This is a genomic window from Streptomyces sp. IMTB 2501, assembly GCF_001953885.1.
Classification (GTDB): domain Bacteria; phylum Actinomycetota; class Actinomycetes; order Streptomycetales; family Streptomycetaceae; genus Streptomyces.
The window spans coordinates 104,660-119,455 of sequence record NZ_MQUS01000024.1 but is presented as its reverse complement, the minus strand read 5'-3'; the positions used below and the strand labels follow the sequence as shown (position 1 = coordinate 119,455).

The window sequence follows — 14,796 nt, the reverse complement described above, 5'->3', positions numbered from 1 at the left end:
GGTCAGGCGCTGATGTCCTTCGTCGTGAACCGCGCCCAGGCCGCAGATCCGAACACGGCCGCGTACAACGCCTGGAGGCCGAGGTTCTTCACCAGGTCGTCCCAGTAGAGGGGGTCGCGCATCAGGTCGGCGAAGGACAGCCAGTAGTGCGAGAAGAGGTACGGCTGGAGCGCGTGCAACTGGGGTATCTGGTCGAGGATCTGCACGCTTATGAGCAGGCCGACGGTGGTCGCCATCGCCGCGATACCGCTGCCCGTGAGCGTCGACACGAACAGGCCGAGCGCCGCCACGCCGACCAGTGAGGCGGCGACCACCAGGGCGATCAGCAGAGCCCGGCCGAGGCCCTCGGTGAAGCTGATCCGGGTACCGGAGATGGTCGTGAGGTCGCCCAGCGGGAAGAGCAGCGCGCCGACGAGCAGCGCCGAGACGGCGACGACCAGGGTGGCCAGCACGCAGAAGGCCATCACCGTCGTGTACTTGGTGAGCAGCAGCCGGGTGCGGCCGGCCGGGGCGACCAGCAGATAGCGCAGGGTGCCCGCGCCCGCCTCACCCGCGATGGCGTCGCCCGCGACCACTCCGACGGCCATCGGCAGGAAGAACGGCAGGGTCGCGGCCAGCGCCGTGAACACCAGGAACAGGCCGTTGTTGGTGATCTGTGAGATGAAGGCCGGGCCCTGGCCACTGTGGTCCGCCGTCCCGCCGCCCCGTGTCTGGATCTTCACCGCGATCCCGACCAGCACCGGCACCGCGGCCAGCACACCGAGCAGGGCGAGCGTGCGCCAGCGCCGGACGGTCGTGACCAACTCGCTGCGCAGCAGCCCGAACGTCCACAACGGACTCGGCCGGCGGACGGCGGATCCAGGGACCGGCTTGTCTCCGCCGACCGGCTCGGATCCGGGAACGGTCTCTGCGCCGGCCGCCGTCTCAGCCCGCGACATCGAAGCCCTCCCCCGTCAGCGCCACGAACGCGTCCTCCAGCGAGGCCCGTTCGACCATGAAGCCCCGGACCCGCACCCCCGCCGCGACCAGGGCCGCGTTCACCTCGGCGAGGTCCCGCACGGGCGGTTCGCCGGTGACCCGGTCGCCGTCGACGGTGACGTCCCCGACACCCTGCTCCTTCAGCACCCGGGCCGCCTCGGCCGGATCCGGGGTGGTCACCACCAGCCGGCCGCGCGCCCCGGCCGCCAGGTCGGCCACCGCGCCCTGCGTAAGAAGCCGGCCCCGCGCCATCACCGCCGCATGCGTGCACACCTGCTCGATCTCGTCGAGGAGGTGGGAGGAGAGGAAGACGGTGGTGCCGTCGGCGGCCAACTCCCGGATCAGGGTACGGATCTCACGCATGCCCTGCGGGTCGAGGCCGTTGGTGGGCTCGTCCAGGACGAGCAGCCGACGCGGCTGGAGCAACGCGGCGGCGAGGCCCAGGCGCTGTTTCATGCCGAGCGAGTAGGCCTTCGCCTTCTTGCCCGCTGCCGCCGCGAGACCCACCCGGTCCAGGGCGGCGGCGACGCGGGCGCGCCGGGTGCGGGGGTCGGCGGTCGGGTCGGCGGCGTCGTAGCGCAGCAGGTTGTCCCGGCCGGAGAGGAACCCGTACAGGGCCGGGCCCTCGATGAGCGCGCCGACCTGCGGCAGTACGGCACGGGCCGCCCGGGGCATCGGGCGGCCCAGCACGCGGGCCGTGCCCGCCGTCGGTTCGATCAGGCCCATCAGCATGCGGATGGTGGTGGTCTTGCCCGAGCCGTTGGGACCGAGGAAGCCGAAGACGCTGCCCGCCGGGACGGTCAGGTCGAGCCCGTCGACGGCGAGCTGTCCGCCGCGGTAGCGCTTGGTGAGACCACGGGTGACGATGACGCCGTCCTGCACCCGCCCCGGCTCCGGGGCGGTGACAGCGCCGCTCGCCTCCGCACGGCCCGGAGCCGGGGCTCGCTGCTCGGCGTCCCCCGCTTCCCCCGCGCCCCTCGCGTCCCGCTCCGTGGCGGACGGTTCGTCCATCGGCTCCCCCTCGATTCGTCCTGCCCCCGAAGGATCAACGTACGATCACGTCCCGCCGTGCCCGGAAGGGGTCACTCACTTCCCCGCGTCGGCCGCCTTCACCAGGGCGTCCTTGGTCACCGTGCCGGCGTAGACCTTGCCGTTGTCGGTGATCAGGGCGTTGACCAGGCGGGTGGAGAAGACCGTGCCCTTGCCGAACTTGCCGGAGACCTTCTCGCCGAGCGAGCCGACGAAGCCGCCGAGGTCGCCGCCCTGGGAGCCGGTCGGCAGGCCGCCCTTGGCACCGGTGTCGAAGGTCGCGATGGACGTCCAGCCCTTGCCGAGGACGCCCGTGCCCTTCATGCCCTTGGCGAAGCCCTCGCGTGACTCGCGCCCGTGCTCCCGGGCCGCGGAGTCCTGCTTCTCCTCCGTCACCTTCGCGCCCTTGGGCGGCGTGAAGCTGAAGGCGGACGCGGCCGGCTTGGCGAAGGAGACCTGGGTGAAGCCCGCGTCGAGGACGGCGGCGCCGCCGCTCTTCGGCGTCAGCGTGAACTTCAGCGGCATGCCCGTCTTCGCGTCTACGGCGATGCTGATCGCGCCGACCGTGGTGCCGGACTGCCGGGGCTTGATCAGCAGTTTGTAGGCGTCGCGGCCGGCGACCTGCTCGGTGCCGTCGACGGTGACGGACGTGGTGTCGTCCACCGACTTCAGCGCCTGGTCGGCGAAGTCCTTCGGCGTGGCCGGGGGCTCGGCCTTGCGGTCCTTGCCGGAGTCGGCCGAAGTGGAGTGGTAGACCGCGTTGCTCTTGCTGTCGTACCCCCACACGTCCTTGCCGTTGTGGATCAGGCTGTACTCGGAGCCGCTCTCCAGCAGCGACAGCTTCTGCTTCTCCGGGCCGTCGGCGGCGACGCGCAGCGTGTGCGTGCCGGAGACGAGCGAGGTGAGCTGCGACTGCGGGTCGGCGGAGGAGCCGTCGCCGGAGCCCTTCGCGGCGCCGGAGGCCAGGTTGTTCTCCAGCCCCCCGAGGTTGGGCAGGCCCAGGTCGGTGCTGACTCGCACGGTGCCGGACAGCTGCTGCACGTCCGACTTGGCGATCTTCTCGATGAGCTGCTTGGCAGTGATCTTGGGCAGGTCCGGGTTACCGGAGGCGGCGAGCGCCGGGACCAGCCCGATCGTGGCCGCCGCCACCCCCACCACCGCGACCGGGACCGCGTAGCGGGCGGCCTTGCGGCGTCCGGCGCGCGGGTCCTCGTCCCGAGCGGCGTCCGCTTGCGCGGCGTCCACTGCGTCGTCGGATTCGTACGGTGCCATGTGTGCCTTACCTCCGTCGTCGGCGGCGGCTGTCCTCACGCTGGTCCACCAGAGCCGCCATTCTCACCCGAATCGGTGAGGGGTGGTGATTTCCGTGGCTTCCATCCCATCAAATCAGCCTTGAGGAAGCGTCAGACCTCGGAGCCAACTACGTGTACGACTGCGGTATGACACGTAGGGGCAGTCGCTCCCCCGACCCGTAAGGGTCTCACCGGAACGGACAGGGCTGTAAGGGGTCGCACGGGTCCGTACGACCGGCCGCACCGCGAGGCGTGAACACGGCGGCCGGCAGCCGGCCAGGGCCGGCCGGGGGCGAGCCGACACGGCCGACCGGGCATCAGCCGCTGCGGTCAGCCGGGGTCGGCCGACCATGTCGGCCGAGGTGATCGGCCGGACGTCAGCCGGCGCGGTGGACCACCGCGTCGCACAGCTCCATCAGCGCTGCCTTGGCGTCGCATTCCCTGAGCGGCGCCAGCGCGGCGCGGGCTTCCTCCGCGTACCGGACGGTGTCCCGGCGGGCCTGCTCCAGCGCGGGGTGCGCGCGCAGCCCGGCCAGCGCCTCGGCGTGCCGGGCGTCGTCGCTGAGGTCGGAGTCGAGGAGTTCGCACAGCGCGATGTCCTCGGGCAGGCCGAGCCGGGCCGCCCGCTCGCGCAGCCGGAGCACGGGCAGGGTGGGGATGCCCTCGCGCAGGTCGGTACCGGGAGTCTTGCCGGACTCGTGCGAGTCGGAGGCGATGTCCAGGACGTCGTCGGCGAGCTGGAAGGCGACCCCGAGCCGCTCGCCGTACTGGGTGAGCACGTCGACGACCGTCTCGTCGGCACCCGACATCATCGCGCCGAACCGGCACGAGACCGCCACCAGCGAGCCCGTCTTGCCGCCGAGCACGTCCAGGTAGTGCTCGACCGGGTCGCGGCCGTCCGAGGGGCCGGCGGTCTCCAGGATCTGGCCCGTGACCAGCCGCTCGAACGCGAGGGCCTGCACCCGGACCGCCTCGGGGCCGAGGTCGGCGAGGATCTGGGAGGCGCGAGCGAAGAGAAAGTCGCCGGTGAGGACCGCGACGGAGTTGCCCCAGCGGGTGTTGGCACTGTCCACACCGCGCCGCACGGCAGCCTCGTCCATGACGTCGTCGTGGTACAGCGTGGCGAGATGGGTCAGCTCCACGACCACGGCGGACGGCACGATGCCCGGCGCGTAGGGGTCGCCGAACTGGGCCGCGAGCATCACGAGCAGCGGCCGGAACCGCTTCCCACCGGCTCGCACGAGGTGCTGCGCGGCCTCCGTGATGAACGGGACCTCGCTCTTGGTGGCCTCGAGCAAGCCTTCCTCGACAGCCGCCAATCCGACCTGGACATCGGCTTCCAGAGCCTGGTCCCGCACGCTCAGCCCGAACGGCCCGACGACGGTCACGAGGGGTCTCCTGTCTGCTGGTGTCTGCTGGCGATTACACGGTTTGTCGATAGGTCGCTGCCATCACTCAAGTCAGCGTATCCGGTCCTCTTTCGATCACCGATAGCGCCCACCGGTCCAGCCCAGGCGGTATCAGATCATGACCGGTATGTTTTTGATCAAGTGCTAATAACGGACATTCATCGACTTAACAGGAACCCGCCCGCTTTGTCGCGAACCAAGAGGCGAGCGGAGTAACGCGCACCCCCTCCGCGCAACCCTCCCGCACACCCCTCCGCCATGATTCCCCCTGCGACCCTTCGCGCGGACGCGACCGCCACGACAACGACAGGCATCGCACCATGGGCTCCACCATCCAACCGAACCACCCAAATCCCCTATGTCCGATTTGCTTTACTTTGCTACTTCGTGAGTTGAGTCACTGACACCCACCCGCATCCCTACGCTCGCGCGAAACCCCTCCCCCCTTGCCGCGTCGACGAGTTGAGAATTGGCAACCGCAAAGGATCAAGCACCTCATAGGGCACAGATCAAGGTCAAATGGTGCGTTCTGTGAATCTGGTACTTGTTCCCGACATGTGCTCTCGCATACGTTCCCGGCCACCGGGCGGACGCCGAATCCTGCCGCCGCCCGCATAACCCATCGACGACCCCATTCGTACGGCAGGAGCGGGGGACCCAGGTAAGTCGCCGGACCGGTCGGCACACGTCGCACCGGAACGGCTAGGGGTGAAGCCGTGCCTTTCCCGAGGCACGGCCGGGCACCTCCCCGCCCGAACCCGACAGCTCACCTCGCAGGCGCCGGAGAGGACTTCCCCATGCCTGCTTCCGCTCAGCACCGCCGTACCCGGACCAACCGTCTCTTCCGCGCCCTTGCCGCCGTCGGCACCGGTGCCGCCGTCCTCGCCGTGCCGCTCATCGGCGCCACCAGTGCCTCCGCGGCCACCGGCACGAAGGCCGCCAAGGTGGCCTCCACCACCCCCGTCAGGTACCCGAACAACCTCGACGGCTGGATCCGCGAGTCGCTCGCGATCATGGCCCACAAGGGCATCCCGGGCAGCTACTACGGCATTTACCGCAACATCATGCGCGAGTCCTCCGGCAACCCGCTGGCCATCAACAACTGGGACTCCAACGCCGCCGCGGGCACCCCGTCCAAGGGCCTGCTCCAGGTCATCCAGCCGACCTTCAACGCCTACCACGTGGCCGGTACGGCGTTCGACCTCTACGACCCGGTCGCCAACATCACCGCGGCCTGCAACTACGCCGCCGCGCGCTACGGGTCGATCGACAACGTCTACAGCGCGTACTGACAGCCCCCGCCCGTCCGGCGGACCGGAGTGACACCGGCCGTTCGGCACGCACCCGCACCTGACGGACGGGGGCGTGCCGGACGGCCGCCGGGCATCCACCGGACCTGCCACGGGCGGTCGCGCACCGAGGGGCCGGTCAGCCGGTCGGGTAGCGATGTGCCGGTCGATCGGCCGTGTGCCGATGTGCGGTTCCATCGGTCGTGTACTGATGTGCCGGTCAGTCGGTCGGGAACAGTCTTTCGAGGACGACCGCGATGCCGTCGGCCTCGTTCGACAGGGTGATCTCATTGGCCACCGCCTTGAGTTCGGGATGTGCGTTGGCCATGGCGACCCCGTGTCCGGCCCAGTCGAACATCGGGATGTCGTTGGGCATGTCGCCGAACGCCAGGGCCTCCTGTGCGGCGATGCCGAGCCGCTCGGCGGCCAGTGCGAGACCGGTCGCCTTCGTCACCCCGGACGGCTGGAGTTCCACGGTCCCCGGCCCCGACATGGTGACCGTCGCGAGCGAGCCCACCACCGCGCGCGCGATGGCGGCCAACTCGTCGTCGGACAGGGTGGCATGGCGCAGCAGCACCTTGCTGATGGGCTCGCACCACAGGTCGTCACGCCGGCCGACCCGCACCGCGGGCAGGGTCGGGTGCGGCATCAGATAGCCGGGCTCGATGAGCGTGAGCCCGTCGACGCCGTCCTGGTCGACGGCCGCGTAGACCTGCCCCACCTCCGCCTCGATCTTGCCGAGCGCGGTCTCGGCCAGTTCCCGGTCCAACCGCACCGACCACAACAGGCGCCCGGATCCGGCGTCGTAGACCTGTGCGCCCTGCCCGCACACCGCGAGCCCCGTGCAGCCGAGGTACGCGAGGAGGGGCCGAACCCGCGGGGCCGGGCGGCCCGTCACCACCAGGTGCCGGGCACCGGCCCGCGCCACCCGCGCGAGCGCGGCGAGCGACCGTTCGGAGACGGTGTCGTCGCCGCGCAGCAGCGTTCCGTCCAGGTCGGTGGCGATCAGTGCACATGCGGGGGAGGCTGCCATGATCAGAGAATACGGATACCGCGCCCCGCCGACTCATCTTGTCGTCCTGCGTACTTACGTACTGATCATCCCCAAGTGGTACCCACCGCCTCCTTGCTGACGTCCTCAAGTGCTCGCGCCGGCCTTGCTCGGATTCAGCCGAAGGCCGCCGCCAGGTGTTTCGTCAGCCGCGGGGAGGCGAACTCCGTGCCGCAGACGAAGCGCATCACCGGGCCGTACGACGACGCCGCCGGCAGGCCGGTGAAGTACAGGCCGGGCACGGAGGAGACACAGCCGGGGCCGAGCTTGGGTGTGCCACGGCTCACCGCGAGCCGGGTGCGCAGTTCGGGGCCGAGGAAGTCCATCGCCGCAATGTCGACGCGGTAGCCGGTGGCCGCGATGACATGGTCGGCGGTGAGCCGCTCGGTGCTCCCGCCGTGCGTACGCACCGTGAGGACGGGGCTGCCGTCCGCCACCTCGGCAGCCACGACCCGCTCGACCTCCTGCACCTGCACGGCGCTCTCGAAACGCTCGCGCAGCCACCAGGCGCCGAGCGGTCCGAGGACGCGGCGGACCAGGTAGTGGCGGATGGCCTCGGGCAGGTAGCGGTAGGGGTGCGGGTAGTAGCTGAGCGCCCACAGCGACCACGCGTTGCCGAAGGGGGACTCGGGGCGCAGCTTCGGCTGCTCCCAGGGCGGGGCGCCGAAGGCGACCCGGCCGCGGCCGCGCGCGACGACACGCACGCGTGCCCCCGCTTCGGCGGCGAGCGCCGCCGTCTCCAGCGCGGACTGGCCGGCGCCGACCACGATCAGCTCCTTGCCCGCGAACCGGCTCAGGTCGTGGTGCTGGGAGCTGTGCGAGACCGGGCCCGTGGGTGCCGGTCCGTCCGCCGCGGCGCCCGCGAACTCCGCCGGCAGGTGCGAGAGGCCCGACAGTCCGGTGGCGACGACGACCGCGCGCGCGGTGAACATCTCACCCGAGTCCAGCTTCAGTTCGAAGCCTCCGCTCCTGGCGCGGTCCACGGCGACGACCCGCACCCGCTCCAGGTCGGGGACCAGCTTCTGCTGGAACCACTCGCCGTAGCCGATGAACGTATCCGCCGGGATGATGTCCTCGTCGGTCACCAGGCGGCGGATCCCGGCCGCGTCGCAGTAGTCGGCGAGGGCGTGGCCGGGCTGCGGGCAGTCGAAATTCGAGGCGGCGGGTGTCGACTTCAGGAGCATGCCGTCGGGCATGTGATCGCGCCAGCTGACCATGGGGTCACCGAAGACGCGGACGGGAATGCCGCGCGCCCGCAGATGGGCGGCGGTGGACAGGCCGAACGGCCCGGCCCCGATGACTGCAACCGGTCGAGTCACGAAGTCCCTCCCCAGGACACGGTGCGCCACTCTTGGTGGCCTTGCCTACTTCGTGGAGGTGCTGCTGCCGCGGCGGTTGGTCCGCCACAGCTGATAGAGGTGCTTCGCGCCCGGGCGCACGAAGCGGGCGAGCATCGTGAGGAACGGCAGCGGGTCGTCACCCGCGAGCCAGGCCAGCTCCGTCCCGCTCGCCCGGGCCGGCGCGTGCGGCGTCGTATAGCCGCTGCGGCGGTAGGCGAGAAGGGCGGGGAGGTCGATGTTCTCCACGATGTAGCGGTGGCCGGCGCGCTGCTCCCCCTCCGGTACGGCGCGGCCGGTCAGATTCAGGTGCATCGCGCGTACGACGTCCACTCCCGACTCGTTCTCGAAGAGGCGGAACTGGGCGCCCATGCGCGGGTTGAAGTCCAGGAGCTTGTACTGGCCGTCGCGCCGGTCGAAGCGCAGGTCGAGGTCGATGATGCCGCTGTAGCCGATCTGTTTGATGAAACGCGCGGCGAGGTCGGTGAGTTCCGGGTTGTCGACCACGTACGCGTTCGCCGTCATGCCGGCGTGCGGCGGCCACGAGCGGACCTTGACGCCGGTGAACAGCGCCAGGGGGCTGGAGTCCTGGTCGAAGCAGGCGTGCACGATCCAGTCCTCGGCCTCCTCGCGCGGCAGGTACTCCTGGAGGATCACGCCCGGCTCGTCGCCCCAGTCACGCGCGAGGGTGAGCAGGCCCTCGCGGGTGGCGATCCTCGTGGTGCCGTTGACTGCGGGCCTGCTGCGCCGGACGAACGCCTCGCGGTTCTTGGCCACCACCGGGAAGCGGGCCGTGTCGGCGAAGGCGACGATGTCGTCGTACGACTCCGGGAACGCCGACGCGGGGCTCGCGATGCCGTGCTCCACACACAGTTCGTGCAGGCCCTGCTTGCTGGCGAGCCGGCGCGGCAGCTCGGGGTCGACCCGCGGGAAGAGAAAGGATCCGGCCAGCTCGTCCTGGTGCTCGGCGATCAGTACGGCAGCCTCCTCGTCGGTCGGGACGAGGACGCTGGGGCGGCCGATACGGCGGCCGATGCGCAGCAGTCCCTCGACCAGGCGGCCCGGATCCTCCGCACCGGTCGTCGGCCACACGAAGGCCTTCTTCAGATAACGCGAGGAGGCCGCGGGCGTGTACGCGTCCTCGGTGACGGCATACATGGGCACGCCGAGCCGGCCCAGGCTGCGGATCGCTCCGACGCCGCCATGATGCAGCGGATAGTCGCCGAACTTGACGATCAGTCCCGGCACTTCACGGTCCGCCTCGAACGGCACACCGACGACACTTTCGGCCACGGGTCCCCCCACGTGTCCCCCCATTGGAACGGACCCACCCCGTCCGTGTCCCCAAAGGACGCTAAGCCGGAATTGCCCCTTCCGACAAGGCCTATTCGGACATTGCGAACTCTTTAGACAGGGTGCGAGCAACCTTTCGAAGACATCACTACGCACGCCTTTCGGACACCCCTGAGGGTGCCGTCCGAGGCACTGCCCAAGACACGCGTTGCGGCCGTAACGTGTGGCGCGACCACATGGAACGCATCGCCACGCACGGCCCGGATGAGAGTGAGGCAGTACCCCATGCCCCCCTTCGACGTCCCCGAGGGCAACCCCTTCGGCCCGCACAACCTCCCCTATGGCGTGTTCTCGCCGTCCGGCAGCACGGAACGGAGGGTCGGTGTCCGGTTCGGGGAGCACGTCCTCGACGCGGGCGCCGCGGCCGCCGCCCTGGGCTCGCCGTACCACTCCCTGCTCGCGCGGCCCACCCTCAACGCGCTGCTCGCCGCCGGCCGCCCGGTCTGGTCGGACGTACGGCGCGTGATCACGTCCTGGATCACGGACCCCGCGTACCACGAGGCGATCGAGCCGCTGTTCCGCCATCTCTCCGAGGTGACCCTGCACCTGCCCTTCGAGGTGGCGGACTACGTCGACTTCTACGCCTCGGAGAACCACGCGCGAAACGTCGGCCAGATCTTCCGCCCGGACGCCGCGGACTCCCTCACCCCCAACTGGAAGCATCTGCCGATCGGCTACCACGGCCGCTCCGGCACAGTGGTGGTCTCCGGCACGGACGTCGTACGGCCGTCCGGGCAGCGCAAGGCCCCGACCGATCCGGCGCCCGCCTTCGGCCCGTCGGTCCGGCTGGACATCGAGGCCGAGGTCGGCTTCGTCGTGGGCGTGCCCTCCGCGCTGGGCAGCCCGGTCGCGCTGGCCGACTTCCGAGACCACGTGTTCGGCCTCTGCCTGCTGAACGACTGGTCCGCGCGGGACATCCAGGCCTGGGAGTACGTCCCCCTCGGCCCCTTCCTCGGCAAGTCCTTCGCCACCTCGGTGTCGGCATGGATCACCCCACTGGAAGCACTGGAGCACGCGCGCGTGGCGCCTCCCGAGCGCACGCACCCGCTGCTGCCCTATCTGGACGACTCGGCGCCCGGTATCGAGCCCGGCGGCTACGACCTGCGCATCTCCGTCGCGATCAACGGCCATGTGGTCTCCGAGCCGCCCTTTTCGACGATGTACTGGACCGCCGCCCAGCAGCTCGCCCACATGACGGTGAACGGCGCCTCGCTGCGCACCGGTGACCTGTACGGCTCAGGCACGGTGAGCGGCCCCGAGGAACGCCAGCGCGGCTCCCTGCTGGAGCTGACCTGGAACGGCCAAGACCCCCTCGAACTCCCCGACGGCAAGCGGGCCTTCCTGGAGGACGGCGACGTGGTGACCCTGTCGGCCTGGGCTCCCGGGCCGGACGGGCGCCGCGTCGGGCTGGGGGAGGTCAGCGGGCGGGTCGTGGCGGGGTGAACGCCACCTTGTAGCAAGAGGTTGACACAAACCTGACGGAGTCGGCATCTTGTACTCACCGCTTGATACAAGCGGTGAGTACAAGACGTGCTTCCACGGGGACTTCCATGACCGACTTCGACGTGACCCTCTCCTCGGCCGCCACACGGGGGCCGGTCGACCGCTACGCCCGCTGGACGGGGGTCGCCGCGGGCGCCCTGGCAACCTGCCTGCTGTCCCCCCTCGACCACGGCAACGGCGTCCTGTACGCCGCCCCGGCGTTCGGACTGTGCGCGGCCGCCGGCGTCCTGGCAGGCGACGCGCTGACCGTGCCGGCCCGTGGAGCCGTCCGCACCGCCGGGCTCCAACCGCGCCGGGTCCGCGACCACGTACCGCCCCGGATGACCGCGCTGCTGGCCGTCCTCTCGGTCGCATTGACGGCATTGCTCGCGACGGCAGGCGCGGTGGCCTCACCGGACGACCTGGGACGGGCGGGCCGCCGACTCACCCTGACCTGCCACGGGGTGACCGAGGCGCACGGCCCCTGGCCCGGCCTGTACTACGGCCTGCCCATGCTGGCCTCCCTCGCCGTCGCCACGGGCGCCTGCGGCTGGTCACTGCGGCGCATCGCCACCCGGCCCGGCGACGAGCAGTCCCGCCGTGACCGCTCGCTGGCGATCGTGGCCGCCTGGGGGATCGTCGTCTCCACCTCGCTGCTGGGCGCGGCCGTGACGGCCTCGGCCGCCCTGATGAGCATGAGCTGCGACGGGACCGCGGGAACCGTGTCGACCGTGTTCCTGGTGCCGCTGGCCCTGGTCTCGCTGGTGACCGCCCCGTGGCTGCTCTTCACCGTCTGCTCGCCCCGGGCGGGACGGCTCCGCCGGGCGGACCGAGCGGTGCGCCGGTGAGTGGCGCAGCCGTCCGGGTCGACACGACCAGCCCGGTCCCGCCGTACGAGCAGATCCGCACCCAGCTCGCCGCCCTGATCAGCAGCGGACGGCTGGCCGAGGGCGAGCGGCTGCCGACGGTACGGCAGCTGGCCGCGGACCTTGGCCTGGCGGCGGGCACCGTGGCCCGCGCCTACCGCGCACTGGAGGCGGCGTCCCTGATCCGGACCCGGCGCGGCGCGGGCACGCGCGTGGCCCCTCCGCCACCGGGCGCCCGCCGCCGCGAGACAGCGGAACTCGCGGCTGGAACCAGGGACTTCGTGGCCTGGGCGGTGGCCTTGGAGTTCGCAGAGGACGACATCCTGGAGGCCGTACGGCAAGCCCTGCGGGAGCGGAAGACGTAAGAGCCCCACTCCCCTGGGGCGGGCAAGCCGGACATGCGGGAGAGCAGGCGGCGGAAACCGCGGGAAGGATCGCTGCCGAGACCTGCCTCCCGCGGCCCCTCACCGTCATACTGGGCGGACACGCACCACGCGACGCGCCCTCGGCGCATCGCCCCGCACCACCCGACACCCGCACAACTCTCCGACCAGGAACCGGAGCCCCGGCATGACCGTCTGCCTGCTCCTGCTGAGCGTCGTCGCCCTGACGGCCGCCCTGCCGGCACCGCGCGCGCTGACCCGTGCCACCTGGCCCGACCGGGAACCCGTGGTCGCGCTGTGGGTGTGGCAGTGCCTGGTCGCCACTGTCCTGCTGTGCTGCCTGGCCGCCCTGGTCCTGGGCACGACGGCCGTCTTCCACACCGTCCGCGACCGCGTGTTCGCCCCCGCGCCGCCGTCCGTCACCGCCGCCTACGACCTCTCCTCCGCGCCGGTGTGGGCCGCCGCCCTTACCGTGTTGCTGGCCTGCGGGGCGGCCTGGACGACGGCGATGCTGGCCCGGGAACTCGTCGAGGCGCGCCGCAGCCGCGGCCAGGCCCGCGCGCAACTGCGCGAGCGCGCCCCCGACCTGCCGGCCGGGCTGCCGGCGGCGCGCGGCCCCATGCTGGTGCTGGAGGACGAGTATCCGGACGCCTGGTGGATGCCGGGACACCCGCCGCAGCTGGTCGTCACCACGGGGGCGCTGCAGCGCCTCACCGACCACCAGCTGGACGCCGTCCTCACCCACGAACGCGGGCACGCGCGTGCCCACCACGACTGGCTGCTGCACCTGTCCACGGCGCTCGCCACCGGCTTCCCGCGCGTGCCGCTGTTCGCGCACTTCTGCGACCAGACGCACCGCCTGGTCGAGCTGGCCGCCGATGACACGGCGTCCCGCCGCTGCGGCCACCTCACCACGGCCCTCGCGCTGATCGAGCTGAACCAGCACCGGGGCGTCCTGTCCTGCGACTCCAGCCGCCGACTGCTCGGCGAGCGCGTGAACCGCCTGCTGGAGCCGCCGCCCCGGCTGCTGCGCCGGCACCGGGCCCTGACGACGACGGTGGCCGCCCTGGTGCCGCTGCTACCGCTCCTGATCACGTTCGCTCCGGGACTGACGGCACTGTCCTGACCGTCCCACCGGGTGGCAGATCTTCCCGCCCTTGACGGAAAGCCACAGCTCAGCCAGGCATCCAACGCCCCCGTACCTGGCGCAACACTTCAGCAACACGACTTTCCCTATCGCATCGGTATGGTTCCAGCCATGCCACCCACCGACCGCCCCCGCGACCACGCCGGTCAGGGCGCCGCGACCACCGTCGCCGCCCACCGCACGCGTCGCCGGCTGCGTGCGGACCGGGCCCGGCAACTCGCCGACCTGCTGCGCCACCAGATCCTCACCGGCGCCTTCCAGAACGGCCCCCTCCCCCACGAGTCGACCCTCTCCGTCGACTACCGCGCCTCCCGCAACACCGTCCGCCAGGCCCTGGACCTCCTCCGGGCCGAAGGCCTGGTGGAACGGCTGCCCGGAGTCGGCACCGTGGTCGTCGCCCAGAAGTACCCGCACGGGCTCGACCGCCTGATGGGCCTCGCGGAAACCCTCCGCGAACACGGCCACGTCACCAACGAGGTCCGCACGATGGGACCCGCACCCGCCCCCGCCCCGGTGGCCGACCGCCTCCGCGTCCCCGCCGGCGCCGACGTCCTCTACATCGAGCGCCTGCGCCGCCTGAACGGCCTCCCCCTCTCCCTCGACCTCACATACATCCCGCTCGACATCGGCACCGCCCTGCTCGGCGCCGACCTGGAGAACACCGATGTCTTCCGCCTCCTGGAAGGCATCACCGGCCAGCGCCTCGGCCACGCCGAGATCACCCTGGAGGCGGTGAACGCGGACACTCACTCCGCCGCCGTGCTCCAGGCCCCGCGCGGCGCCGCCGTACTGATGCTGGAACGCCTCACCCACCTCGCCGACGGCCGCCCCGTCGACCTGGAGTTCATCCGCTTCCGCGGCGACCGGATCACCATGAGCGGCCTGCTCCACCGGTCGTAGTCCTCCGCCTGCACACATCCCTGCCTGCACGTTTCCTGGAGACAGCCATGCCCTTGGCGCCCCAGCGGGCCGACGTGCCCGTGACCATCGACGAGTCGAAGTGCATCGACGGCTGCACCCTCTGCGTGGACATGTGCCCGCTGGACTCCCTCGCCATCGACGAGACCAACGGCAAGGCGTACATGCACGTCGACGAGTGCTGGTACTGCGGCCCCTGCGCGGCCCGCTGCCCCACCGGAGCCGTCACGGTCAACATGCCCTATCTGCTGCGGTGAGAGGG

General features: G+C 71.2%; 14 protein-coding genes and 1 riboswitch. Of the genes, 7 read left to right on the top strand and 7 right to left on the bottom strand.

What is annotated here, in order from left to right:
- Nucleotides 1–2: 2 nt before the first annotated feature.
- The 4 genes from AV521_RS33250 to AV521_RS33235 form a co-directional block, all read right to left on the bottom strand.
- The gene (locus AV521_RS33250) at nucleotides 3–938 is read right to left on the bottom strand and encodes an ABC transporter permease (protein WP_256725772.1); all 936 of its coding nucleotides are present in this window, start codon (nucleotides 936–938) and stop codon (nucleotides 3–5) included.
- A complete protein-coding gene (locus AV521_RS33245) occupies nucleotides 925–1,989 on the bottom strand; it encodes an ABC transporter ATP-binding protein (protein WP_256725771.1) in 1,065 nt (354 codons plus the stop codon). Before AV521_RS33245 ends, AV521_RS33250 begins: the two co-directional genes overlap by 14 nt.
- 75 nt (nucleotides 1,990–2,064) lie before the next feature.
- Nucleotides 2,065–3,279, bottom strand: coding sequence for a sigma-E factor regulatory protein RseB domain-containing protein (locus tag AV521_RS33240; protein ID WP_076093744.1), 1,215 nt, complete (start codon nucleotides 3,277–3,279; stop codon nucleotides 2,065–2,067).
- Between the two features lie 397 nt (nucleotides 3,280–3,676).
- Nucleotides 3,677–4,687: a polyprenyl synthetase family protein gene (locus AV521_RS33235; protein WP_076093742.1), complete on the bottom strand. Its 1,011-nt coding sequence runs from the start codon at nucleotides 4,685–4,687 to the stop codon at nucleotides 3,677–3,679.
- 634 nt (nucleotides 4,688–5,321) lie between these two features.
- Nucleotides 5,322–5,501: riboswitch (cyclic di-AMP (ydaO/yuaA leader) on the top strand.
- Between the two features lie 4 nt (nucleotides 5,502–5,505).
- Between AV521_RS33235 and AV521_RS33230 the strand changes: the two genes are divergently transcribed.
- Nucleotides 5,506–6,000 (top strand): transglycosylase SLT domain-containing protein, encoded by a 495-nt coding sequence (locus AV521_RS33230; protein WP_076093740.1) that lies wholly within the window; start codon nucleotides 5,506–5,508, stop codon nucleotides 5,998–6,000.
- A gap of 217 nt (nucleotides 6,001–6,217) precedes the next feature.
- Here AV521_RS33230 and AV521_RS33225 read toward each other — a convergent pair whose 3' ends face one another.
- From AV521_RS33225 to AV521_RS33215, 3 genes are all read right to left on the bottom strand, one after another.
- A complete protein-coding gene (locus AV521_RS33225; RefSeq protein ID WP_076093738.1) occupies nucleotides 6,218–7,030 on the bottom strand; it encodes an HAD family hydrolase in 813 nt (270 codons plus the stop codon).
- A 134-nt stretch (nucleotides 7,031–7,164) separates the two neighbouring features.
- Nucleotides 7,165–8,367, bottom strand: coding sequence for an FAD-dependent oxidoreductase (locus AV521_RS33220; RefSeq protein ID WP_076093810.1), 1,203 nt, complete (start codon nucleotides 8,365–8,367; stop codon nucleotides 7,165–7,167).
- Between the two features lie 45 nt (nucleotides 8,368–8,412).
- Entirely contained in the window at nucleotides 8,413–9,657 is a 1,245-nt protein-coding gene (locus tag AV521_RS33215; protein ID WP_076093808.1) for an ATP-grasp domain-containing protein, read from the bottom strand.
- Nucleotides 9,658–9,963: 306 nt separating this feature from the next.
- Here AV521_RS33215 and fahA point away from each other — a divergent pair, with 306 nt between their 5' ends.
- The 6 genes from fahA to AV521_RS33185 all read left to right on the top strand — a co-directional run bounded on the left by fahA (nucleotide 9,964) and on the right by AV521_RS33185 (nucleotide 14,791).
- Entirely contained in the window at nucleotides 9,964–11,181 is a 1,218-nt protein-coding gene (gene fahA, locus AV521_RS33210; RefSeq protein ID WP_076093736.1) for a fumarylacetoacetase, read from the top strand.
- Nucleotides 11,182–11,288: 107 nt separating this feature from the next.
- Nucleotides 11,289–12,068, top strand: coding sequence for a hypothetical protein (locus AV521_RS33205; protein ID WP_076093734.1), 780 nt, complete (start codon nucleotides 11,289–11,291; stop codon nucleotides 12,066–12,068).
- Complete coding sequence (locus AV521_RS33200; RefSeq protein ID WP_076093732.1) at nucleotides 12,065–12,451, top strand: GntR family transcriptional regulator; 387 nt, start codon at nucleotides 12,065–12,067, stop codon at nucleotides 12,449–12,451. The genes AV521_RS33205 and AV521_RS33200 overlap by 4 nt, the downstream gene beginning before the upstream one ends.
- Before the next feature lie 205 nt (nucleotides 12,452–12,656).
- Nucleotides 12,657–13,595, top strand: coding sequence for a M56 family metallopeptidase (locus AV521_RS33195; RefSeq protein WP_076093730.1), 939 nt, complete (start codon nucleotides 12,657–12,659; stop codon nucleotides 13,593–13,595).
- A 132-nt stretch (nucleotides 13,596–13,727) separates the two neighbouring features.
- A complete protein-coding gene (locus AV521_RS33190; protein WP_076093728.1) occupies nucleotides 13,728–14,516 on the top strand; it encodes a GntR family transcriptional regulator in 789 nt (262 codons plus the stop codon).
- A gap of 47 nt (nucleotides 14,517–14,563) precedes the next feature.
- The gene (locus tag AV521_RS33185; RefSeq protein ID WP_031166915.1) at nucleotides 14,564–14,791 is read left to right on the top strand and encodes a ferredoxin family protein; all 228 of its coding nucleotides are present in this window, start codon (nucleotides 14,564–14,566) and stop codon (nucleotides 14,789–14,791) included.
- Nucleotides 14,792–14,796 lie beyond the last annotated feature (5 nt).